The following is a 23,941-nucleotide window of genomic DNA, read 5'->3' on the forward strand; positions in this document are numbered from 1 at the left end:
GGTTCTGGCAGCAGATGCGTAAGAATAGGCAGCAGAGTTGAACGTTCCGTAAACCATTGGGGTCGCGGCCGGGCTGGAATGTGGCCGTAAGATTGCGGGGTGCTAGGCCAGTGGCCGAGTGTTTGCGTTTCGCAGCCGACCATCTCCACGTCGTCCCTGCGAACGCACGCTTCGCGTGTCCGGGACGACGGTTGGTAGCCACACGCCTCGCTGTCATACCCCGCGAAGGCGGGGTATCCAGTACGCCGCGGCCTTTCGGTTTAATCATTGACGTCTCTGGAATACTGGATCACCCGCTTTCGCGGGTGATGACGACTGAATATGCGTTCGCCTTCTCGCGGCATCATCTGCCCGAGCTTTTCCAAAAATCTTTCGCCCTCAAATCAAGAGGGCGCAGGGAATGCCGGGTGCCGGCTGGCACCCGCGGTCTCGTGTGCAATGTGCACGAGGAAGTGCGCACACGAGCATACAGGTACAGCCGGAGCAGCCCGGCATTCCCTGCGCAGTGGGTTTACGGCTTATACCGCGCTCTCCCCGGAGACGAATTCCTTTTGCCTCCGTCGCCGGCGGATTGAAGATCTTGGCAAACCCGGTTGGGTTCGCAACATCTCCGCCGGCTTGACGCCAGCAACGGGCGCCAGGACCACACGGCTTTGCCGTCCGCTTCAGCGCCGTTCGCCGCGCGCGGCCTTCGCTCATGAGCAAGCTCACCCTGCAAAGACTTGTTGCGCGCCCGGCGCTGCCGCGGCCACCGCTCCCCGCACCCTACGTCCGTGACGATCGCGATACGCCCCTCTTGTGGGCGCGGGATGGCTGGAGTTGTAGGGTTGATTTGGGGTCAACGCGAAGCGGAATATTTTTCACGCGAGGGCTGGACAGGTTTTGAGTGATTTGCCCGTCGGGCAGTCACACACGACGTCACACATGATGTTCACGTATGCGATCGCGGTTCTTCCCTTCTCCCCTTGTGGGAGAAGGTGGATCGACGCCGCGCAGCGGCGACGAGACGGATGAGGGGTGTGTCTCCGCGTGAGGGCTCTGCATTTGTGGAGAGAACCCCTCATCCGGCGCTTCGCGCCACCTTCTCCCACAAGGGGAGAAGGGAAGGAGTGGGCTCATCTCTCTCGCCGTCATTGCGAGGAGCGAAGCGACGAAGCAATCCATACCTCCTCCCGGGTGGTATGGATTGCTTCGCTTCGCTCGCAATCACGAGCGGCTGGCAGCGCGTTCTGAGTGGTGGGCACGGTGCGCTTCCGCCTTCGCTCTTCGAGCTACGGCGAGACAAAGTTGCCCACGCCTCACGCATCCTCCTCCGCTTCGGCCGATGCATGCGCCGGCGCTACCGGCATCGGAGACTTCTCGTACTGCTTCGGCAGATTCACCGGCCGGTAGCTCGGCATCGCGTCCATGCGCAGCAGCGCGGATTCGTGGATGATGGCGCCGTCGGGAATCAGGCGCGGTTCGGCGTCGGGGATGTACCAGCCGAAATATGCCTGCCGCGCCGGCCATTCCTTGTAGGTCGCTCGCTTCGGCAGATATTCGAGAAGCCACCACGCGCCGCGCAGCGAGTCGTGCAGCTCGCCGCGCACGTCGGGCACGACATAGGAGAACGGTGAGCCCTTCCGCTGAATGCCCCAGGCGAGCTGGTTGACGGTGGCCTGGTTGACCTGCAGCCCGCACTTGGTCGCCTCGTCGATCATCCACAGCAGCGGATACTTTGAAAGCCCGCTTTGCTTTTCCGGATAGCCGCCGCCTATATCGGCATGCACGCCGGCGAACCACACCTGCAAGATATCCTGCGGCTCGGCATGCGCGTCGTTGAAGCGGTTGTGCTTGAAGGTCTGCGGGTCGTCCCACTTCTTCAGGCGGAACATGCAGCGCCGCTCGTCCATCGAGATCGCCTGCCGGAACGTCTGTACGCTCGGGTTCAGAAGCGTGAACGCCAGCTCTTCCAGGCTCGGCCAATAGAAGCGATCGGCCCGCGGCACGATCACGCTCGCCACCGTATCCCAGACGCCGACGAAGCGGATGGTGGGCCAGCGCGTCGAGGTGATGCGCGCGAACTGCGCGGCGTTGTCGAAGGCCGACTGCGGCATCGCGTCTTCCGCGGCGGCGACATCGGTGAACGATTTCAGGCTCGCCCGCAGCTTCGGCGCCTCGTCGGAGGAGAACTGCTTGTAGGCGATCAGGCCGCTTCCGGCGAGATTGACCTGCTCCGGCGTGATCAGGCCGATCTTGTGGATCAGACCCGCCAGCACGCGGACGGTATAGGCGCCGCGGGAAAAGCCGAACAGATAGATCTGGTCGCCGGCCTGCCAGGTGTGGACCAGGAAGGAATAGGCCGCGAGCACATTGTCATCGAGCCCATAGCCGGTGGTGAGGCCCAGGATCGCGTTGAAATCCTGCCTCAGCTTGTGCCACGGGTCCGGCCGCTCCAGCGTGCCGACGCCCGGATCGTAAAACACCAGTTGCCGCGGGGAGGTCTTCTCGGTCTTGCGCAGGCAGCGATAGAGCTTGAGAACGTTGGAAATGTTCTCGGAAATCTCGTTGCCGGTGCCGTCGCAGCAGATGATGATGTTGCGCATGGGGGACTCGCGGGGAATCAGGTGATGCTACCTTGGCGAGTATAGCGGATTCCAGGAGGAGTGGCCTGTCGTGCGTGGACAGTTTGCGGCCGCGCGATGCCGGTGACTTGATTCAACACCGTTTGGTTCGGGGCCGTCATCGCCAGCTGAATTTCGGCCTCAAGCGCCGCCTCGGGTAACGGAACTACTCAGGGCCCTCCTGCGCTGGCGCTCCCCGGGGGGAGACGAAGGGCTGCCAGAAAAACTCTGATAAAGAAAACTCTGATAAAACAAATACAAACCAGATCGACTTCCTGGCTAGTGCTCCCACTTGCTACCACCGACAAGCAGCCGGGCGCTGCCGACGTGGGACGGGTTGCCGCTGTCCAGGCAGAAGTGGGTCAAAAAAGGCCTTGCGCGAAGGGGAACCGGATGCGCTAGATCGCATTTCTAGAGGTACAGGCCCACTTGCTACGTCAAGTTGACCCTTTCACAACAACCAACAAACTTACGAAAGGATGCGACATGCCCCGGTTGAAGCAAGCTGCGAAGCACGCGCGCACGACCCAGACCGCCGCCGTAACGGCACTCGGTGCGGCCGGACTGGGTCTCTCGCTGACGGGGGGCGCATCCGCATCCACGATGCCCACTGCTTATCTCCCGCAATCCGACAACATCTCGTCCAATCAGCGCTTCGTTCTTGGCGAAGAGGAAATGGCCGACGTCAGTCTCGCCACGTTCCATCTCTTCGACAAGGAAGCCGCGGGCGACGAAGTGAAACTGGCCGTCGTTGTTGTTCGCCGGGGTTGCGGTGGCTGCCGTGGATGCCGGGCCTGCCGTGGGTGCGCCGTGCGTGGCTGCGGTGGCTGCGGGGTCGGCGGCTGCTGCGCACGCTGGGGCCGGTGCCGCTGGTGCTAAGCTACACGACCTGGCGGACACGATAAAACTCGATGAACTGCCGTGCGGGCATCTCCGGCCCGCACGCCATCTGCCGCGGCTGTGTCTTCTCCGTCTTGCGCAGGCAGCGATAGAGCTTGAGAACATTGGAAATGTTCTCGGAGGTCTCGTTGCCGGTGTCGTCGCAGCAGATGATGATGCTGCGCATGGGGGCTCGCGGAGGTGATGCTACCTTGGCGAGTATAGCAGGATTGGGAGGAGTTGGGCGATGTTTGATCTACATTGGACCGCGCCAGAATATGAAAGGTGTTAAGTAGCTGGGACAGCCACCGCGAGTTGGGTCGCGATGCTATTGTAAATGTCGACTTCCGAGCCCGGCGCACGAACGGAGATCAAAAGAGAATATCGTGCCGCCCGATCCCATCGCTGTAGGGCGGGTTTCTCTTTCCACCAACCAGAGATCGGAAAAACACCAACCGCGTCACGCTCCGCGAGGGCTGCTGCGCTGCCACGCCAAATGTCGGAATGGATCGATCCACGATCACGTATTTGTCCCAGCACCCAACTGTCGCCTCCGCTGGCGCTGATTGGGCCTCCGGCTTCTTCATCCTGAGCGGCTTTGTTGATTCGCTGGCGAAACGCATCAATCGGTTCGAGTGACCGCTTCACTGCGAACCGTAAGCTATGCGAAGCATAGCGATGTCGGCGCGTCCAGCCTCGCTCCCCAGGATTGGGCTCGATAAAATATGAAAGCGTAATGCGCAATTCTACGTCGGCCTCGCCAAGATCTGCCAGCTCTGCTCGTGGCCATGGCAGTAGATGCAGGTTCATGTCCCGAGTTTTTATCTGCGAGCCGTCCTTACGAAACGGCAAAAGCGCGTCCTCGACCATGAGCGTTGCATCATCCGCAGCACTTAGAAGTGAACGCGTTAGGTCGGGTACGCCCCAACCATAGCGTCTCAAGAGAGAAAGCTTTTGCGCTTGCGAGGCCGCAGCATCAAAGCGTGCTCGCATCGCCGGCGTCCATTCGGCGGAGTGAACGATAAGGCCGCGAACTGTCTCGGGCCAGAGCTCCGGACGAGCGCTCATAATGCCTGCGCTGAGGTTTCCACCTAATGCGGTGGCGCCGCTAGTATCCCCAAAAGCATCAAAGAGACGCACATTCGGCCGGTAGTGAGTGCTGATCAACTGCAGGTCGTCGATTGCCGAGGCGGGGTTAACGCCATCGTGCGCTAAGTTACCGCCTTCGAAGACGACATCAGGTCGAATTGGCCATTGTCGATCCCATATTGTGGACGTGCGGCTAGTTGGCGAAAGGTCGCCCGCCGGCGCAATTGGAAGCCAGCCATCATAGTCGGGGTCGGTGATGGTGATCTTGTCCGTACACGCTCCGAATACGAGTGGATTCCAAGCCTGGGCAGGGCTTTCAACCTCTTCTAGATCGTTGCGGTCAAGATACTCTGCAGCACTGATATCTCCGCGCAAATTACCTGCAGAGAGTACCATGAGACGACGGCGGTCTCCGCCACCGTAGCATAGCTGATCCACGGCCGCAGACCATGATGAAGGACGACCCCGCCCTAGGCCAACATCGCTCGTCACTGCCATGCAGATGACACGCCTACGTCGCGGTGCTTTTCGTTCGGCCAACTCAATGCCGGATGCGGTGATTGCGCCATAGAGGTCTGGATCGTTCTGACCGGTTGGCGGCAAAATTTTCACAGTCTCAAGCCTATGCCGCAGAGTTACTGGACCGCCATGACTGAGTGCTGCTTCAAGGTCGCCATAGAGAGCAACTCCAGACATCAACGTACCGTGGCCGTTCCAATAAGCGCTGTCGCCGACATCCCACGCACTGTCATATGAATGTTGGTCACTTGGATCTAGGCCGGGCGCAATCAATGGATGTGCTTGCGCAGCTCCACTGTCGAGAAGACAAACTGCTGGAGCTATAGCCGATGGCGGCGTAATCCGGCCCGCAAGATTTGCGGCCCATTCCGCCTGCTCGACAGCTCGCATTTCGAGAAAAAGTGAAGGGGTGTCTTTGGCCAATCTTAATTCGGCGACAGCGTCACTGTGTTGGATCAGTCGTTCCATCGTTGCTTCGTCACCGAGAGCCAAGATGACGTCGCGCTCCGGGAAACTGATCGTGTGAGCTTTCGTCGCTACATTAAGACGTTCAGAGACGACCCGAAATTCGTGCAGTCGACCGTCACGTAGCCAAACTTCCCACCAAGCCGGCGTGCCAGTGGTGGGGAAAAGTGCCATGTCGTCTGTGAACAGGGCACGTGCTCCGCCCAACTGGACGGTGTCAATTCGGGCGATGAGGTTCTCGTTCTTCGGCCTTCCAGATTTATTTTTCTCGGTCCTGTAGGCCTCAATTCGCTTGTCGTAGAAATCAGCGGACGATTCCGGAACGAAAACCGTAGCCGATATCGTCTCGCTCCCCTCCGCGGGTGGCTTTACAGCGACAAGCTCAATTTCCTTTGGCTTGTTCTCTAAACTGTCGAGCGCCGTTTCGTGACCCGTGGGGATTTCAAATTGTAGATAGAAGCCCGGCGTTCCCTCGGCCACGCCTTCTTGGCGGCCGGCGATCTGAGCACGAGCTTGGACGATCGCATGATCGATGGCGCGCTTTAACTTCGCAGCGTGTGCTGCGCGCGCTCGAGCCGGAGGAAGCCCCGTGATAACAATTCGGGGCGACGTGTACGGCTCGTTCCGACCGCCACCTTCAAGATGAAGATGCGGACGATCGCGGGGGATCGCCATGGCATGCCTCAGCGGAGCTTAGAGAGCAGCTTTTTTTCGTTCGTTCAACGCACTCACAAGTTCTGCTGTTGTTACAGTATTATGTTCAGCAAGAACGGCGATCTTGGCCGCTTCGTCAGCCGCTCGGGAAATCTCTCCTTGTGAAAGGCCCATAGCGCAATCGATCACGCCATCCCACGATATGCGGTCAAGCAGATAACCTGTTAGCCGAGCTTCCAATATGCCGCGCACTACCTCAGCAGTCGGCAGACTATACGTAATCACATCATCAAACCGACGGAACAATGCCCGATCGAGCAATTCGGGATGGTTGGTCGCAGCAATGATTACGCTAGGCCCGTCGTCATTTTCGAGGAACTGCAAAAAAGAATTGAGGACACGGCGAATTTCCCCCACATCGTGCGGACCCGACCGTTGTGTTCCAATGGCGTCGAACTCATCGAAGAAATACACCCCGCGTTGCAGCGCGACGGCATCAAACACCAACCTCAGTCGTCCGGCCGTTTCTCCCAAAAGCTTCCCAATTAGGCCGTCGTATAGAACGGTGAAGAGCGGAAGTTTGAGTTCGCCAGCGATTGCCTCTGCTGTCATTGTTTTGCCGGACCCAGGTGGGCCGACCAGCAGCAACTTTCGGCGTGGGGCCAGCCCACGTGCGCGTAGTCGCGCCTGCTGGCGTTGTTCCCGGAGAACGCGAGCGAGACGATCATGGAGTTCGGGAGCAAGCACCATACTCGAAAGCCGGATATCGGAATAACGGGCAGAAAGGAATGCGCTCAGTTCCCCCTTTGGCTGGGCAAGCGGGACGGGTCCCACGCCTCGGCGCGCGACCTTGGCGGTTTTTCCCTTGGCGCTATCAACAAGTTCGCGCAATTCCTGCGCAAGCTTACCATGCCCTTGTCTCGCTTCATGCGCCGCGAGCTGAGTGGCGATCGACAGAAAACGTTCCTCATCGTCGGCAATGTAGCTTTGTAGGAGTGCGACGATGTGGCGGGCGGTTGTCATGATACAGAGTGGTCCAAGGCCGCGGATACCCGATTCTATAGATGCAACTATCCATTGTGTCCAAAAAAGGTGCTTGAAGCCCTAACGCGAAGCAATATTCCACAGGTCCTAAATGGCGCGCGCCGCCCACAAACAAAAACGGCCGGGTCATCCGACCCGGCCGCTTCAAACTCTGATCCGCCGATGTAGCTAAAAACTCAGCTCGCCTTCTTCACGAACACCGGCTTGCCGACCTTCTTCTCGATCGCGCGCTTGAGATCCAGCGCGCGGGGGGAGAGCAGGTCGGCCTTGGCCTTCAGCAGATACGAATCGAGGCCGCCATTGTGGTCGACGCTCTTGAGCGCATTGGTCGAGACGCGCAGGCGCACGTTGCGGGCGAGCGCGTCCGAGATGAAGGTGACGTTGACCAGGTTCGGCAGGAAGCGCCGCTTGGTCTTGATGTTCGAGTGGCTCACCTTGTGGCCCACCTGGGGGCCCTTGGCCGTCAGTTCGCAGCGCCGGGACATTACAAAATCCTCTTCCATCCCCGCCATAGGCAAGCGCGTCACGCGGTGCGCGCGGGGGTCCAAAATCGCGTCCATTTCCAGGAACTGCGGTCGTATAGGGGGAGTGGGGCAAACCGTCAAGGTTTTTGGGCCCGGCCCACGCCGCCAAAAGCCCGATTCCGGGCCTCAAACTGGCTTGTTCCGACGCGGTTTCCTGATGCGAACCGGAAGGCCATCCCGGGATCGAGTCCGGGGGCAAGCTTCGCAAAACGCTATGAAAAACCCTCCTTACAAAGGGCGCAATCCCCGCCGACACCATGGCTTTCGCGATTGTGGGCCCGGGCCGCAGGATGCGACCGCAAGCTGGGTCCGATTGACGCGTGTTCTCGCGAAAACATGCGTTGTTTGCCGGATATTTCTGCCTAAATGAACATCAGCTCGCGCCGATCCCGGGACCTGCAGGAATTGACTACCCCGTACGCCATTCGGCCCCAAACCTTGTTCGCAGGAAACGGGCTCGTTTTCAGCCTGTGCGCCGCCGCGTGCCTCGCGCTGGCGCCGCAGGCGGCTTCCGCACAGGGGCGGCTGGATGCGCAGTATGAGGCGACGCTGGCCGGCATCCCGGTCGGCAAGGGGGCCTGGACCATCGAAATCGGCGACGACGCGTTTGCGGCCTCCGCGCAAGGCGGCACCGCGGGCCTGTTGAAGGCGTTTTCCGGCGGCACGGGTTCCGGCGCCAGCCAGGGCCGCATCGTCAACGGCGCACTGGTGCCGAATGCCTATACCGCCACCACCACGACGCAGAAGAAGTCCGAAACCATCCGCCTGGTGCTGGCTAACGGCAATGTGAAGGATTTTTCGATCGATCCGCTGCCGCCGGTCGATCCCGACCGCATCGTCGTCACCGACGCGCACCGCAAGGGCGTGCTCGATCCCATGACCGGCTCGATGCTGCGCGTGCCGGGGAATGGCGAGGTGCTGAGCCCGGACTCCTGCCGCACCGGCACCGGGATTTTCGACGGGCGGATGCGCTACGACCTCAAGCTCGATTACAAGCGCATGGAGACGGTGAGGGCCGAGCGGGGCTATCACGGGCCGGCGCTGGTCTGCGCCATCTACTTCATGCCGGTCGCGGGCTACATCCCCGATCGCCCGGTGATCAAATACCTCGCCACCGAACGCCGGATCGAGATCGCCTTCGTGCCGATCGCGGGAACCCGCGTCCTGGTTCCCTTCCGCATGACCATCCCGACACCGTTCGGACCGGCGATGCTGGAAGCGACGTCGTTTGTGACGACGGCAGCGCCGCCGAGGGTGGCGAAGACGCAGTAGGGGACGGCTGGCGCCTGCGATCTGCCGTCGTCCCTGCGAAAGCAGGGACCCATACGCCGCGGCCGTGCTGATCGAGGGACTCGGAGTTGCTGCCGGCGCCAACCAATGAGCGCCTGTGGTTGTGGGTCCCTGCGTTCGCAGGGACGACGGCGAGAGTTTGCGGAATCCTGTTGACTCTTGACCACTTCTGATTCGACTCCGGCCTTTAAGGATTTCACCGCCAAACCGCCGCTTGTGGAGCCCGTCCAAACTTGATCTAGTGCCGCCCCGAACGCCTCAGCGCGAGATGTTGCGGTGAACGTATCGGGTCTCGGGAGGAGTCAGCGATTCGGGCGCGTTTCGTTCCAGACTCGTTCCAGACCTTAAGCCGCGACCGCATCACCGTCGCAAAGTGAAACAGAATCGGCGCAGATGGTGCCAAAGGACGAAGTTCTGAGTTTCCCCGTCATTGCCTGCGACAAACGCGAAGCGTTTACGCTAGCCCGTTGGCTCGCAATGACGATCGGCACATAATAGAAACACCTGCACATAATGGCTTTCTCTCCTTCCACGTTCGCGAATGATCGCGCGCCCGGCGCCGGCGTCACCGCCGTGCTCGGGCCGACCAACACCGGCAAGACGCATCTCGCCATCGAGCGGATGCTGGGGCATTCGTCGGGCGTGATCGGCCTGCCGCTGCGGCTGCTCGCGCGCGAGGTCTACAACAAGATCGCGGATCGGGCGGGCGCCGACAGCGTCGCGCTCGTCACCGGCGAGGAGAAGATCAAGCCGAAGAATCCGCGCTACTGGGTGTCGACCGTCGAGGCGATGCCGCGCGATCTCGATGTGAGTTTTCTCGCCGTCGATGAAATCCAGATCGCGGCCGATCTCGAGCGCGGGCATGTGTTCACCGATCGCATCCTGCATCGCCGCGGCCGCGACGAGACGCTGCTGCTGGGCGCTGCCACCATGCGCCCGATCATCGAGCGGCTGCTGCCCGGCGCGTCCATCATCACCCGGCCGCGGCTGTCGCAGCTCGAATTCGCCGGCGACCGCAAGATCACGCGCCAACCCAGACGTACCGCGATCGTCGCGTTCTCGGCCGATGAAGTCTACGCCATCGCCGAATTGATCCGCCGGCAGCACGGCGGCGCGGCAGTCGTATTGGGCTCGCTCTCACCCCGCACACGCAATGCGCAGGTGGCGATGTTCCAGAACGGCGACGTCGATTATCTCGTCGCCACCGACGCGGTGGGCATGGGGCTGAACCTCGACGTCGATCATGTCGCGTTTGCCTCGGACCGCAAATACGACGGCTATCAGTTCCGACGGCTCAACCCATCGGAGTTCGCGCAGATCGCGGGCCGCGCGGGGCGCGCCACGCGCAACGGTACTTTCGGCACCACGGGGCGCTGCGCGCCGTTCGAGCCGGAGCTGGTGAACGCGCTGCAGAACCACACCTTTGACAGCGTCAAAATGCTGCAGTGGCGCAACGCAAAACTGGACTTTTCTTCGCTCGGCGCGCTGCAGGTGTCGCTGGCGCTGCCGCCCGGCCACGAGGCCTTGACCCGTGCGCCGATCGCGGAAGACCAGCGCGTGCTCGATCACGCCGCGCGCGACGGCGAGGTGAGGGACATGGCCCACGGTGCGTCAGCCGTGGAACGGCTGTGGGACGCCTGCCAGATCCCGGATTACCGCCGGCTGGCGCCCGCGGCCCACGCTGAGCTCGTGACCACGCTTTATGCATTCCTGATGAAAAGGGGCCGCATACCTGACGCATGGTTCGCCGCCCAGGTCGACCAGGCCGACCGCGTCACCGGCGATATCGACACGCTGTCGGGCCGGATCGCGCAAATCCGCACCTGGACCTTCGTCGCCAACCGCCCGGACTGGCTGTCCGACCCCGACCACTGGCAGGGGATGACGCGGGAGATCGAAAATAAATTATCCGATGCGCTGCATGAACGGCTTACGGAGCGTTTCGTTGACCGCCGTACCAGTGTATTGATGCGCCGCCTGCGGGAGAACAGTGTTTTGAATACGGAAATTGGCAAGACCGGCGAAGTGATTGTGGAAGGCCACGCGATCGGCCGGCTCGATGGATTTACCTTTGCACCCGATGCGGCGGAAGCCGGCTCGGATGCGAAAGCATTGCAGGCCGCCGCCCAGCAGGTGCTGGCGAGCGAGATCGATGCGCGCGCCACGAAGCTGAGCGCAGCGCCCGACGATCAGTTCGTGCTGACCTCCGATGGCACTATCCGCTGGACCGGCGACGCGGTCGCAAAGCTCGTCGCCGCCGAAGACGCGCTGCATCCGCGATTGCGCATCATTGCCGACGATCGCCTCTCCGGCGCGCCGCGCGAGGCCGTGCAGACGCGGCTCGATCTGTGGCTGAAGACGCATATCGAAAAACTGCTGGGGCCGCTGTTCGGCTTGTCGAAGGCCGAGGACATCACCGGCATCGGGCGCGGCATTGCGTTCCAACTGGTGGAAGCGCTCGGCGTGCTGGAGCGCGCAAAAATTTCCGCCGAGATGAAGGATCTCGACCAGGCCTCGCGCGCGACGCTGCGTAAGTATGGCGTGCGCTTCGGCGCCTATCACATCTATTTCCCTGGGCTCTTGAAGCCCGCGGCGCGCGCGCTGGCGTCGCTGCTGTGGGCCGAGAAGCAGGACAATGTCGACATGTCCGCGCTCTCTGGCGCGCAGCATCTGGCGAGTTCGGGGCGCACCTCGTTCCCGGTCGACAAGGCGTTGCATCGTGATGCCTATCGCGTGCTCGGCTATCGCCAGTGCGGCGAGCGCGCGGTGCGCGTCGATATTCTGGAGCGGCTCGCCGATCTCATTCGGCCCGCGCTGGCCTGGCGCGAGTCTTCGCCCGGCGAAAAGCCGACCGGCGCGTTCGACGGCCGCGGTTTTGTGGTGACGCAGGCGATGACCTCGCTCACCGGATCTGCCGGCGAAGATTTCGCCTCGATCCTGCGTGCGCTCGGCTATCGCATGGACAAGCGCCCGCCGCTGCCGCCGAAGCCCGCGCCCGAGGTCGTTGTCGAGACGGTCTCCACCGAGACGCCGCCGGTCGAGGCGAGCGCCGAGACGACGATGGAGACAGCGGCAGAGACAACGGTGCAGACGCCGGCGGAAGAAGCCGCCGCCGACCTGCCCATGTCAGGCGATCCCGCGCCGTCGGCATCGCTGCTGCCCAGCGTCACGCCGATTGCCGTGGAAGAACCCGCGGCTCCAGTCGAGGCCGCATCCGTCGAAGCTCCAGCAGAGCCTGCTGCCACAGAAGCCCCGGTCGCCGAAGCGGCTGCGGAACAGCCGGCGGCTGAAGTGGCAAGCGCACCTGAAGCCGCCGCAGAGCCTGCCGCGAGCGAGGCCGCGCCGTCCGAAGCCGTTCCCGTTGAAGCGGCTGCCCCGGAATCTGCCGAAGCCAAGCCTGAAACGAAATCCGAGACGCCGGCCGAACCTGCGCTCATCGAAGTCTGGCGGCCCGGTGGCCGTTCCGACGAGCGCCGCCCGCATCACGACCGCAACCGCCAGCGCCATCACGCCCGCCCGGCGCAGGGCGCGCCAGCCGCCAGCGGCGAAGGCGCTGAGGGCGCGCCGCGCGAGCAGCGCCATCGCCGTGGCCGCCGCAACAACGAGTTTCGTAAACCGCGCGAGGGTGCGCCGGCGGATGCCACGGCGACCCCGGCGGCGGCTGAGGGCGCGCCGGCGGCTGAAGCGCGCGAGCAGACGCGTCAGGACCGTCCGCCCCGCGAGCGTTTTGAAGGCAAGGGCCGCGACGGTGATCGCCGCGACAAGTTCGATCGCAACAAGGGCGACCGCAACAAGGGTGGTGGTCGCGACAAGGGCGAGCGCGGCGGCCGTGATTTCGGCGGACGCGACAAGGGCGGCCGTGACAAGCGCGACAGCGGCCCCTCGCACCGTCAATGGGCGACCAGCGCCGCCCCGCGCGAGCGCGACCGTCCGGTCGATCCCAATTCGCCATTTGCAAAACTGGCGGCGCTGAAGGAACAGCTCGCCGGCCGCAAGGAATAGCCAAAGCGTTTTCAAGCGAAGTGGGTACCGGTTCGCGTCAAGAAAACGCGTAAAAATAGATTCCGAGAGCACAGTTGGAGCGGCAGCGTCTCGACAAATGGCTGTGGCATGCGCGGGTGGTGAAGGCCCGCACCTCCGCTGCCGCGCTGGTCGAGGCCGGTCACGTCCGCATCAACGGCGTGCGCGAAAAATCGCCGGGACATGCGGTGAAGGTCGGCGACGTCCTCACCATCGCGCTCGATCGCAGCGTGCGCATCCTCAAGGTGGTGGGATTTTGCGAGCGGCGCGGCGACGCTGCGGCGGCGCACGTGCTCTACGATAATTTGCAGAATGACAAAGAGTGATTAAGTGCACAGAGCTGGCGGCGAAGCCTGAAAACAGGCGTTTGCGGCCCGCCGCTTCCCTTGCGGCAGCGGACCGCATGCGCTACGCAAACCCCGGAAAACTGATCCGTTTCGGAGCCTTGTTCGGAGCCCTGGATGACTTACGTCGTCACTGAAGCCTGCATCAAATGCAAATATACCGACTGCGTTGAAGTCTGCCCCGTCGACTGCTTCTACGAGGGCGAGAACATGCTGGTCATCCATCCGGACGAATGCATCGACTGTGGCGTCTGCGAACCCGAATGTCCCGCCGACGCCATCAAGCCGGACACCGAGCCGGGGCTGGAGAAGTGGCTCGAGGTCAACACCGAGTACGCCAAGAGCTGGCCCAACATCACCCAGAAGAAGGACTCGCCGCCGGACGCGAAAGAATTCGAGGGTGTAGAAGGCAAGTTCGAGAAATATTTTTCCAAGGAACCCGGCAGCGGCGACTGATTCGCTGGGGATAACTCCGGGGATAGTTCGGGTTAACTGAGCCCGTTTCGGACCTGATCTGAACCAAACAATGCCTGCTGATTTACCCTGTTGACGGACTTGTGGCCGAAAAGACCCCGTAGAGATCCGGAACCGGGCGTAAATCATTGATTTTTGCGGAAAATGTGCTATATTGGGCACATTATAAGCCGATCCTGGCCACGCGTATCCTGTGGCCCCGGTGGGTTCCCGTAAAACATCGAACAGGGGCGTGGCAGTTCCGCGCGCAGGCTGTGTCACAGAAAACGCGTAAAAAGAGTGCTTCCAAGACCACGAAAAAAGCCGCTTCGGCCAGCCGCAGCGCAACCAAAGGCCGTGCCAAGGCGACCGTAAAGGTCGCCAGGAAGGTTGCGGCCACAAAGTCCTCAAAGAACAAAAGAAGCGCAATGCCAGAAAAGACTGCCAAGACCGCCGCGAAAGCGACGGGTTCGAAGACCTCTGCGTCGAAAGTTGCTGCCAAGGCTCCTGTGAACAAGGCTCCTGTGAACAAGGCTCCCGTGAAGGCTGCGCCCCCGAAAGCCGCCGTTGTTGCGCCGAAGGCTCCCGTGAAGCCGGTCGCTGCCGCGCCGCGCGTCGAGGAGCCGAAGAAGGTCGTGACCCAGCGTCAGGGCTTCAAGGCCAATGAATTCGTGGTCTATCCCGCCCACGGCGTCGGCCAGATTCTGGCCATCGAGGAGCAGGAGATCGCGGGCGCCAAGCTCGAGCTGTTCGTGATCAATTTCATGAAGGACAAGATGACGCTCCGCGTGCCGACCGCCAAGGTCGCCAATGTCGGCATGCGCAAGCTGTCCGAGCCGGCGCTGGTCAAGAAGGCGCTGGAGACGCTGAAGGGCCGCGCGCGCGTCAAGCGGACCATGTGGTCGCGCCGGGCGCAGGAATACGAAGCCAAGATCAATTCGGGCGACATCGTCGCGATCGCCGAGGTGGTCCGCGACTTGTACCGTTCGGAATCGCAGCCCGAGCAGTCCTACAGCGAACGCCAGCTTTATGAAGCCGCGCTCGATCGCCTGTCGCGCGAAATCGCCGTCGTCCAGCACTCGACGGAGACCGAAGCGGTCAAGGAAATCGAGAGCCAGCTCGCCAAGAGCCCGCGCCGCGGCGCCAAGGCTGAGGCGACCGAGGCTGACGGCGAAGCCGACGAGGCCGATGTCGAAGCCGATGGTGACGACGCCGCCGTGGCGGACGAAGCCGCCTGAAAGGGTTCGACGGATTGAAATCAAAAGCTCGGTCGCGAGACCGGGCTTTTTGTTTCGCTGTGGAAGAAGCTGCGGAGCTTCACGGAACGGCGCGCGATATCTGTTGCCCCTTGTGGGAACGAGCCGGTTCCCGCCGCAGCATCAGGGCAGGCCCACCAATGGCCGCAGCAGCAGCGCGACGCCCGCTACCAGCGTGCAGAAGCTGCTCGACAGGACGAAAAGAAGAAAGTTTTCCATGCCGCGATCCTTTTCCTGCAGAGGCGACGTTTGAGCCGGCAATCCGTTCCAGCCATCTCACGCTTGCGGAGCAGGCTTGCCGCAAATCTGGCCTCCGGTTTCTCCCGCGGAACCTGGCGCGGCTGCCGTTTGAATCCTTGCAGACCCGTCGCGTCATTTTCCTTCGAACCGCGCTTGCAAAAGAGGCCGCGGGCCGTTCGCTCGACGTGTTAAACCTTTGTTAACCATAACGTCTCAGCATCCCAGATCATAAAGAGTCGCCAACGGCTGTTGCCCGAAGGCGGTCTTCATCGTTCATCCGGGGCTTGTGGGGGCTCCAGGGAGTAACGCCATGTCGTTACCTGATGTACGACCCCAACCAAATCTGCTTTCCGAATTCGTCCTGGCAATTGTCGGCGCCCTTGGCTTGGGCGTGCCGATTGCGGCCGCGATCATCTGGATCTGTTCCTGATCGCTGTGTCGGTTTTTGCCGCTCGGTCGCGCGAATGCGCGTCCGATGACAGGCTCCCCGACGAAGCAGTCCACCCCGATCCGTCCTGGATAACTTCCGCTTTCACGCGGGTTCGCTGACAAAAAGCATGCTCGCGCTGGTGGTAAATTCGCACCTCGAATCAACCCGCAGCGCTGCCGGTCGCTCGGAATGTGGCCAAATTTTCGGCCATTTGTGACCAAATTTAAAAGTAAGGCTTCCGTCCACATCTAATTGAACCGCAGGGGTGTTCAATGAAGACGCAAATTCTGCTGGTCTTTTTGGCCGCTTGTATCGCTGCTCTCGCCCCGATCGGCGGAGCAAATGCGAAGGCCGTCGAATGCAGTGTCGCTCGGCCATCGAATCCGCAAGGGTATTGGTCCTGGCGCCTGATCGATGGACGAAAATGCTGGTACGCCGGCAAGACCATGATCTCGAAATCACTGTTGCAGTGGCCCGCGAAGGCGTCGGTGCAAGCGAAAGCCGATCCAAAGCCCGTGCCGGTAACCATCGTCCCGGTAACCGTCGTCACGGAAAAGCGCAGTGATCCACTCGACGCGCAAGCGCGGATGCTTGACTACGCCAACAGTTTCGAAGCGCGGTGGCGCGCGCGGGCGATCACCGACTAGAGTTGGTCACGAAGCCGCAGGAAAGTAAGTCGGCGAATGCGTGCGTACGGCAGCAGTGTCCGCGCCGTTTTATGGCGCCACCGGAGACCGTCCCAGATGGCGTTTTGAAGGCCTTGCCGTGGACTCCGGCCAGATTTTCGACCTCATATAACCAGAATAGAAGGCGAAGTTACTCCCGCACTCGACTAACCGTAGGGGGAGTGACCGATGAAGATGCAAATTCGGCTTGTCTTTTTCGCCGTTTGCATTGCTGTGCTCGTACCGATTGGCATGCTGACTGCGCAGGCCAAAGCGCAGATGAAGGAATGCATTGCTTCGCCGTCAAAGACGCAAGGGCATTGGTCCTGGCGCCTGATTGACGGGCGAAAATGCTGGTACGCCGGCAAGACCGTGATCTCGAAATCATTGTTGCGGTGGCCTGCAGCGGCGCCCGCGCAAGCCGCGGTCAAGGTGGCGCCGCCCGTCAGCGCCGTCACGGAGAAACGTAGCGACCCGATGAATGCACAAGCGCGGATGCTCGACGACGATAGTTTCGAGGCGCGTTGGCGTGCGCGTGTGAGTACCGAGTAGGTGAGGTGAGTGGCGAAGCTCTCGCCACACGTCGTCCCCGCGAACGCGGGGACCCATAACCACAGGGCGCTGCTGTCTTGCGAAGGCGTCTGCCCGATTGCCTTACAATAGCCGCCGCGGCGTATGGGTCCCCGCGTTCGCGGGGACGACGTGTGGCGATGCGCTTCCCGCCTCAATCCACCACGATCTTCACGCGGTCCCTTGGCTTGACCTGCGCGTGCTGGTCGAGGCCGTTGAGGATGCGGAAGCGCTCGGCGGGGCGGTCGACGCCGGTCATGCGGTGGGCGAGGGATTCCACGGTGTCGCCGGGCTGCGCGGTGATGACCTTGATGCGCAAGGGACGCGCGGCCTGGATTTCTTCCAGCGTCAGGCGGCGGAATGAATTCACGGTCTCGCGCGCGTTGCGCTCGCTCTCGGTGTTGCGCTGCTTGGCGGCGAAGATGAAACGGTAGACGTCGCTGCCATAGCGCAGCGCAAAGACCTTGAACTGCCACTGGTCGCCGTTCGCGGAGGCCGCAGCCACCGGGAAGCCGTTGATCATAAGGTCTTCGGTCGAGCCCTTGTCGACGCCTTCCATCCAGCCGGAATTGAGATAATCGGCGAGCGACTGTTCGGCCGGCACGCGCACCACGTCGAAACGCATCGCCTGCGTGCCGCCCTCGCGCACGCCGATCACGGCCTGCGCGGTGTTGTCGAGCGTGAAGGTATCGGGTGCCTGGAAGGTGAAGCCGAGTTTTGGATGCAGGAAGCGCCGGCCGCGCACAAAGCCTTCGCTGGGATCCTCGCCATAGACGATGTTGTCGATCGCGGCGAGATAGGTCTCGCGGTCACGCTCGGCGCTCTGCGGCGAGGTGTATTGCCGGGCGCTGGCCTGCGCGTTCTGCACGCGCTCGGGGGTCGCCGGATGTGAGGACAGGAAATCCTGCGCGCGGGGATCGAGCGAGGTCTTGCCGGCCTTCATTGCCGCATTGCGCTCCATCGAAGCCAGGAAGCGCGCCGCGCCATAGGGGTCGAAATGGGCACGGGCCGCAATGCTGACGCCGATGCCGTCGGCCTCGAATTCCTGGGCGCGCGAGAAGCTCGCCATCGTCAGTTTGGTTTTCGCCAACGCCAGCGCCGTCAGATCGGGGTCGTTGCTCATGTCGGTGACGACACGGGTCACCACCGCAGCCTGCCGCGCCTGGTCTTCCCGGATCGAGGCGTGTTTTGCGATGACATGCGCCATCTCGTGGCTCAGCACCGAGGACAATTCGGAGGTGTCGCTGGCGAGCGCAACCAGGCCGCGCGTCACATAGAGCTGGCCGGTCGGCAGCGCGAAGGCGTTCACGGCCCCGGAATTGAGGATGGTCACCCGGTAGGGCTGCTCAGGGCGGTCGGAGGCCGCGACCAGCCGGTCGACCGTCTTGCCGATCAGAGTCGCGAGTTTCGGATCGTCATAGGCGCCGCCGTAGGAAGCGAGAATGCGCTCATGTTCGCGCTCGCTCGCAGGCGTCTGCGCGACGGCTCGGCTCGGCTTCGGCGTCGGCACTGTCGGCGCGGCTGTCTCGAGTTTTCCGAGATTTCCACAGGAAGAGAGCGTGAGCGCGGCGCACAACAACGCCGGCACAGCCAAAAGGCGGCAGCCCGTGTTTCCTTCGCGCCGTTCTGCACGATACGTCAAATCAGCCACTGGACCCACGATCCGACCGGAATCGTCGATCTCATCCCTGTTTTGCGCCTGATCCAACCGAAAACCGGTGCCCAGTCTTCGAATCAAGCGCTATTTCCCGCCCAGCACCTCAAGCTGCCCCACCCGAAGCAGTTCGATCCGTGGCCCTCCCCGCGACGAGACAACGCCGCGGACACGAATCCGTCGATTTTCGAGCGACTTAGGCCCAAGGTTGGCGCTCTCGAACGCCGGTATGATGCGCCTTGAAATAGTCGCAGCAAAGTCCCGTGTCCAGTTTCGCCCGAAATTTAGGTAGGTGATTGCCCCTGCCTGCCGAACGGACAGTACTCTGCCCTCGACCACCGTAAAGTGCCCAATCGCGGACAGAATATCGCCCGGACTTTCCGCGTTTTTTATGGCCGAGGTTTCAGCCCAAATGCCCAATTTGGCATCCCGCGCCACGCCCTCGGCGGCGGTCAGTGCTGCTGCGCAATTCTTGTCGGATACATCGCTCGAAACCAGCGCCTCGCCGCGGCGCAGCAGCTCGCTTTGCACCGAGTGTTCCGAGCCGGTCACGAACACAAAGGCGCCCTGGCGGCCGTAGCGATCCGGCATGTCGTCCTCGCCATGCAGGGTCACGTCGCGGCCGCCGGCGATGGCGGACAAGGCGGTCCTGCCGCTGGCCCTGTCGGTTCCACCACGCTCGATGCCGGCGAGGCGGATTTCGCGACCGTCTTCGAGGCGAAGGCTGCGCCCATCGACCACGGCGGCAACACGGCCTTCGCCCTGCGGCTCAAGCAGGCAATCGTCGGCGCCGGCCGGCCCGACGCACGCCAGCATGAGAAACGGCACGGCGAATGCCGGGCGCGCAGCGCTGCAACGCAATGCCGGACGGATCATGCCGCTGCTCTCTGCCCCGCCTGTTTCTGTATGCTCAACTATCAACGGAATTGCTACCTGAGATTGCAATGAAGGGAAAGACAATGGAAGTCAACGGCATCGCGCATGTTTTTCTCACCGCCTCGAATTACGCACGCTCCCGCGAATTTTATCGTGAGCTGCTGCCGTTTCTCGGGCTGAAGCCGGTAATCGACACCGAGACGACCTACTACTGCGTCGGCGGCCGGACCGCGGTCGGCATCAGCGCGCCGTCAGCCGAGCATGAAGGCGCCGCGTTCGAGCAGAAGCGCATTGGCCTGCATCATCTCTGCTTCCGCGCCCGCGAGCGGGCCGACGTCGACGAACTGCATGGCTTCCTTGTCACGCTGGGCGCCAAGATCATCCGCGCGCCGCGCGAGGATCAATGGGCTCCGGGATATTATTCGATCCTGTTCGAGGATCCCGATGGCATCCGGCTCGAACTCAACCATGTGCCGGGGAAGGGGCTGCTGGGGTAAGGGCGGAACGTCGATCGTAGGATGGGTGGAGCGCAGCGATACCCATCATGTCTGTGCGCGGGAAAATTCGATGGGTATCGCTTCGCTCCACCCATCCTACGCACCGGTTGTGCAACGCTGCTTTCTGCAAATCACGCGCGCATCAAAATCCAGTTGTTGGCATCACGTCATGCGCTGCTTGGTAGTGAGCATCTGTAGCCTAGCACCGCTTCGCAAGAAATAGAGAGCTGATCGCAGTCGAATTGCTGCATCAAGGCGTGCCTTCTGAGGGACATTGGGATAAAGTTTTTGTCGCCTTGGTCCAACATGCCGCCTGGTGTCAGCCACGTATCCGGTGGAGCCAATGCAGCAGATTTCAGACTGGCTCGGGAAGCTTGCGCTCGAACAATACGCGCTGCGTTTTGCCGAGAACGGGATCGATCTTGATGTCCTTCCCGAGCTGACGGACCAGGACTTCGACAGGCTCGGGGTTCTGCTCGGCCATCGACGCAAAATGCTGCGCGCGATCGCCGAACTCAATCAAGGCGAATTGGTCACCGAGCCGGCGTCTCGGCATGACGCCGAACGACGCCACCTCACCGTCATGTTCTGCGATCTGGTCGGCTCGACGGCGCTCTCGGCTCGCCTCGATCCCGAGGACATGTGGGAAGTGATCCGCGCCTACCGTGCCGCCTGCGCGAGGGTGATTGCCACTTACGACGGCAGTCTCGCCAGGTTTGTGGGCGACGGGATACTCGCCTATTTCGGCTACCCCCGCGCGCACGAGGATGACGCGGAGCGCGCAGTGCGGGCGGGGCTCGACATAATCGCCGCAGTAGCTCCGCTTGAAACGCGCGCCGAACGGGTTGGCGTGCGGATCGCGATTGCCACCGGCCTGGTGGTGGTGGGCGATCTCATCAGCGGCGGCGCGTCAGAGCAACAGGCAATGGTCGGCGATACACCGAACATCGCGGCCCGGCTCCAGGGCCTGGCAGAGCCGGGGGCGGTCGTCGTTGCTGCCTCGACGCGCGAGCTGCTTGGCGATCTATTTATTTTCCGCAACCTCGGCCTCCGCGAGGTCAAGGGCATCTCCGAACCCATCGCGGTCTGGGCGGTCGAAGGTGGAGTTGCATCGGAGAGCCGCTTCGAGGCGGTGCGTACCGCGCGCTCGATGGGCTTTGTCGGCCGCAAGGCAGAGATCGAATTCGCGCTCTCGCGCCAGCAACTGGCGTGGCAGGGCCACGGCCAAATGGTGCTGATTTCCGGCGAGGCCGGGATCGGCAAATCGCGCATTGTGGCAACGCTCTCCGAAAGCCTCGCGTTGGGGACGCACCGCCGGATACGGTACCAGTGCTCGCCCTACCACACCCACAGCGCGCTCCATCCCTTTGTCGCCCAGCTCGAACGGGCCGCCGGCATCGGGTCACAAGATACATCCGAGCAAAAGCTCGACAAGCTTGAGGCGATGCTTGCGCTTGGAACGGACCAGGTCGCCAACGCGACACCGCTCATCGCCGCGCTGCTTTCGATTCCCACCGGCGAGCGCTATCCGCCGCTCGGCTTGAATCCTGCGCAGCAACGGCGGCAGACATTCGCTGCCCTTCTCGACCAGCTTGAGGGTTTGGCGCGGCAGCAACCTGTATTGATTGTCTGCGAGGACATGCATTGGGCCGATGCCACGACGCTCGAGCTGTTTGATCTTACCGTCGACCGGATCAGGGGGCTGCCGATACTCGTGCTCATGACCTTCCGGCCCGAGTTCGAACCGCCCTGGGCGGGTCTTCCCAATGTCAGCCTGCTGCGGCTCGATCGGCTTGACCGGCAGGACACGCGCGCTCTGGTCGAGCAGGTGACCGTCGGCCGGCATCTGCCTCGCGAAATGATGACGCAGATCATCGACAGGACGGATGGTATCCCGCTGTTTGTCGAGGAATTGACCAAGATGGTACTGGAGTCCGGATTGCTCGTGGAAAATGCCGGGCGCTACCGCCTCGATAGTCCACTGCCGCCGCTCGCGATTCCAGCGACACTGCAGGATTCCCTGATGGCGAGGCTCGACCGGATGGCGCCGGTCAAGGAGGTGGCACAGATCGGCGCTGCGATTGGCCGCGACTTCTCATACACGTTGCTGCGAAGTGTAGCGGGGCGCGATGATCTAACGCTGTGCGCCGCGCTGACACAGCTTGAAGGGGCGGAACTGCTATCGCGCCGCGGGACGCCGCCGGAAGCGAGCTACAGCTTCAAGCATGCGCTGGTTCAGGAAGCCGCTTATGAGAGCCTGCTCAAGAGCCGCCGGCAACTGCTGCATCGGCAAATCGGCGATGTCCTGCGTGAGAAGTTTCCGACCATCGCTGAGACCGAGCCGGAACTGCTGGCATATCACTTCACGGAAGCGGGGCTGAGCGGAATTGCGCTTGAGTGGTGGCGCAGGGCGGGTCAGCAGGCACTGAAGCGCTCGGCATATACAGAAGCGATCGCACATCTCGGCAAGGCGGTTGCGATCGCCGATGGCTTGCCCGATGAACCGGGCCGGACCGTGAACCGGCTCCATCTTCAAATCGCCTATGGCCGCGCGCTGCGAGGCAGCCTTGGTCACAGCGCGCCCGAAACGGTTGCCGCATGGACGCGCGCCCGACAATTCGCGGCCGACATCAATGATCCGGTCGAACTGGCGCCGATCCATTCGGGCCTGTTCAATGCCAGCCTGACCCATGGCGAGATCGCGCCGATGCGGGAGTTGACGGAGGCGATCATGGGCGTCGCCCTGCAGCGTCCGGAATCGCCGGTGGCCGCCGTCGTCGCACACTGGACAGCCGGGGTAACCTGCTGGTTCGGCGGTGATTACCTCAATGCGCGACGGCATCTCGATCGCGCGCTCGCGATCTATGAGGCTGAGCCTGATCCGGCGACCTTCAAGGCATCGGCGCTGGACCTGCCTTTCGTCATCAAGAGGTTTCTTGCTCTGGTGCTTTGGCCGCTCGGCAGCATTGATCGATCGCGCCGGCTCGCCGCCGAAGCGGTGTGCGCGATCGGAGAAAAGCCGGCGCTTTCCCAAGCCAATGCGCTCGTTCACAAGGCGGTCTTCGATGGATTATGCGGGGGCATGTTGCAGGAAACAGAGACTATTCTGGCTCTCGCCCTCGCGCGCGAACATACGATGCCGCTGTATGTCGCCGCCGGCAGCTATTTGAACGGCCTGGCAAGGTGGCGCGCCGGCGATCGGATGGGTGGGCTTTCGGAAATGCAGCGGGGCTGGACATTGCTTCACGAGAATGACTGCTACCTCTGCGAACCATTTTGGGGGATGCAGATTGCGGTGGCGAATGCGGAGGCCGGGCACGCTGAGACCGGGTTGGAAATCTTGCGCGGGTTGATCGCCTGGACGAAACAATCCGGCCAGCATTGGCTCGATGCCGAACTTCATCGCAGCCAGGCTGAGCTCTTGTTGCGTCTTGACCCGCCGGACGTTTCCACGGCGGAAGACGCCTTCCGCACGGCCCTGGAAGTCACCCGCGCCCAGCAGACGAAGACTTTCGAGCTGCGCAGTGCAGTTGGACTTGCGCGCCTCTACCGTGCAAATGGGCGAGCCGCGGCAGTTCCCGAGGTGCTCGCACCAGTTCTTGTTGATTTCGACATGGAGCAAGACCTGCCCGAAATCGAGGAAGCAGAAACCTTGCTCAGGCAGGAGCAGGCCTTTGGCGAGGGCCCGTCGAGCCAGTGCGCAGGATGGGTTGAGCGACTTTGTCCGCCGTAGCTCAACGAGCGAAGGCGAAAGCGAAACCCAATCCTGCGCAGCGCGGTCGCGGCAGTCATTCCGTTCAACGGAAAACGCGGCCGTGTCGTCAGCGCCTTGCCGCTGTGGATGGCATGCGGCATGATCGCGGGCAGAG

Annotated in this window: 16 protein-coding genes and 1 pseudogene; 10 read left to right on the plus strand and 7 right to left on the minus strand. The window is 62.3% G+C overall.

The window, feature by feature from the left end; genetic code table 11:
- Nucleotides 1-1,298: 1,298 nt before the first annotated feature.
- Complete coding sequence (locus V1283_RS39780; protein WP_334392023.1) at nucleotides 1,299-2,585, minus strand: DUF2235 domain-containing protein; 1,287 nt, start codon at nucleotides 2,583-2,585, stop codon at nucleotides 1,299-1,301.
- A gap of 504 nt (nucleotides 2,586-3,089) precedes the next feature.
- On the opposite strand from V1283_RS39780, the gene V1283_RS39785 reads away from it, so the two are divergent.
- Entirely contained in the window at nucleotides 3,090-3,482 is a 393-nt protein-coding gene (locus V1283_RS39785) for a hypothetical protein (protein ID WP_334392024.1), read from the plus strand.
- Nucleotides 3,483-3,549: 67 nt separating this feature from the next.
- Here the strand turns inward: V1283_RS39785 and V1283_RS44855 are convergent.
- The 4 genes and pseudogenes from V1283_RS44855 to rpmB all read right to left on the minus strand — a co-directional run.
- Nucleotides 3,550-3,669 (minus strand): annotated as a pseudogene (locus V1283_RS44855) (phospholipase effector Tle1 domain-containing protein); the annotation flags it as partial.
- Nucleotides 3,670-3,770: 101 nt separating this feature from the next.
- The gene (locus V1283_RS39795) at nucleotides 3,771-6,230 is read right to left on the minus strand and encodes a S8 family peptidase (RefSeq protein ID WP_334392027.1); all 2,460 of its coding nucleotides are present in this window, start codon (nucleotides 6,228-6,230) and stop codon (nucleotides 3,771-3,773) included.
- A gap of 18 nt (nucleotides 6,231-6,248) precedes the next feature.
- Entirely contained in the window at nucleotides 6,249-7,232 is a 984-nt protein-coding gene (locus V1283_RS39800; RefSeq protein WP_334392028.1) for an AAA family ATPase, read from the minus strand.
- Nucleotides 7,233-7,429: 197 nt separating this feature from the next.
- Nucleotides 7,430-7,738 (minus strand): 50S ribosomal protein L28, encoded by a 309-nt coding sequence (rpmB, locus tag V1283_RS39805; RefSeq protein WP_334392029.1) that lies wholly within the window; start codon nucleotides 7,736-7,738, stop codon nucleotides 7,430-7,432.
- A 477-nt stretch (nucleotides 7,739-8,215) separates the two neighbouring features.
- Between rpmB and V1283_RS39810 the strand changes: the two genes are divergently transcribed.
- From V1283_RS39810 to V1283_RS39840, 7 genes are all read left to right on the plus strand, one after another.
- Nucleotides 8,216-9,049 carry a DUF3108 domain-containing protein gene (locus tag V1283_RS39810; RefSeq protein ID WP_334392030.1) on the plus strand — a complete coding sequence of 278 codons (834 nt, stop codon included), beginning with the start codon at nucleotides 8,216-8,218 and terminating at the stop codon, nucleotides 9,047-9,049.
- A gap of 531 nt (nucleotides 9,050-9,580) precedes the next feature.
- Nucleotides 9,581-13,069: a helicase-related protein gene (locus V1283_RS39815; protein WP_334392031.1), complete on the plus strand. Its 3,489-nt coding sequence runs from the start codon at nucleotides 9,581-9,583 to the stop codon at nucleotides 13,067-13,069.
- Between the two features lie 74 nt (nucleotides 13,070-13,143).
- Entirely contained in the window at nucleotides 13,144-13,413 is a 270-nt protein-coding gene (locus V1283_RS39820; protein ID WP_334392032.1) for an RNA-binding S4 domain-containing protein, read from the plus strand.
- Nucleotides 13,414-13,548: 135 nt separating this feature from the next.
- Entirely contained in the window at nucleotides 13,549-13,887 is a 339-nt protein-coding gene (gene fdxA / locus V1283_RS39825) for a ferredoxin FdxA (protein ID WP_334392033.1), read from the plus strand.
- Between the two features lie 425 nt (nucleotides 13,888-14,312).
- The gene (locus tag V1283_RS39830; protein ID WP_334392034.1) at nucleotides 14,313-15,122 is read left to right on the plus strand and encodes a CarD family transcriptional regulator; all 810 of its coding nucleotides are present in this window, start codon (nucleotides 14,313-14,315) and stop codon (nucleotides 15,120-15,122) included.
- Between the two features lie 960 nt (nucleotides 15,123-16,082).
- Entirely contained in the window at nucleotides 16,083-16,457 is a 375-nt protein-coding gene (locus V1283_RS39835) for a hypothetical protein (protein WP_334392035.1), read from the plus strand.
- A gap of 207 nt (nucleotides 16,458-16,664) precedes the next feature.
- On the plus strand, nucleotides 16,665-17,027 hold the full coding sequence (locus V1283_RS39840; RefSeq protein WP_334392036.1) for a hypothetical protein: 363 nt from the start codon (nucleotides 16,665-16,667) through the stop codon (nucleotides 17,025-17,027).
- A gap of 172 nt (nucleotides 17,028-17,199) precedes the next feature.
- On the opposite strand, the gene V1283_RS39845 is transcribed toward V1283_RS39840, so the two are convergent.
- Both V1283_RS39845 and V1283_RS39850 read right to left on the minus strand, forming a co-directional pair.
- A complete protein-coding gene (locus V1283_RS39845; protein ID WP_442895916.1) occupies nucleotides 17,200-18,687 on the minus strand; it encodes a M48 family metalloprotease in 1,488 nt (495 codons plus the stop codon).
- 99 nt (nucleotides 18,688-18,786) lie between these two features.
- Nucleotides 18,787-19,515, minus strand: a complete 729-nt coding sequence (locus V1283_RS39850) for a thermonuclease family protein (protein ID WP_334393340.1) — start codon at nucleotides 19,513-19,515, stop codon at nucleotides 18,787-18,789.
- 128 nt (nucleotides 19,516-19,643) lie between these two features.
- On the opposite strand from V1283_RS39850, the gene V1283_RS39855 reads away from it, so the two are divergent.
- The gene (locus V1283_RS39855; RefSeq protein ID WP_334392038.1) at nucleotides 19,644-20,072 is read left to right on the plus strand and encodes a VOC family protein; all 429 of its coding nucleotides are present in this window, start codon (nucleotides 19,644-19,646) and stop codon (nucleotides 20,070-20,072) included.
- Between the two features lie 343 nt (nucleotides 20,073-20,415).
- Nucleotides 20,416-23,805: an adenylate/guanylate cyclase domain-containing protein gene (locus tag V1283_RS39860; RefSeq protein ID WP_334392039.1), complete on the plus strand. Its 3,390-nt coding sequence runs from the start codon at nucleotides 20,416-20,418 to the stop codon at nucleotides 23,803-23,805.
- Nucleotides 23,806-23,941: the final 136 nt, after the last annotated feature.

This window comes from Bradyrhizobium sp. AZCC 2262 (genome assembly GCF_036924535.1).
Classification (GTDB): domain Bacteria; phylum Pseudomonadota; class Alphaproteobacteria; order Rhizobiales; family Xanthobacteraceae; genus Bradyrhizobium.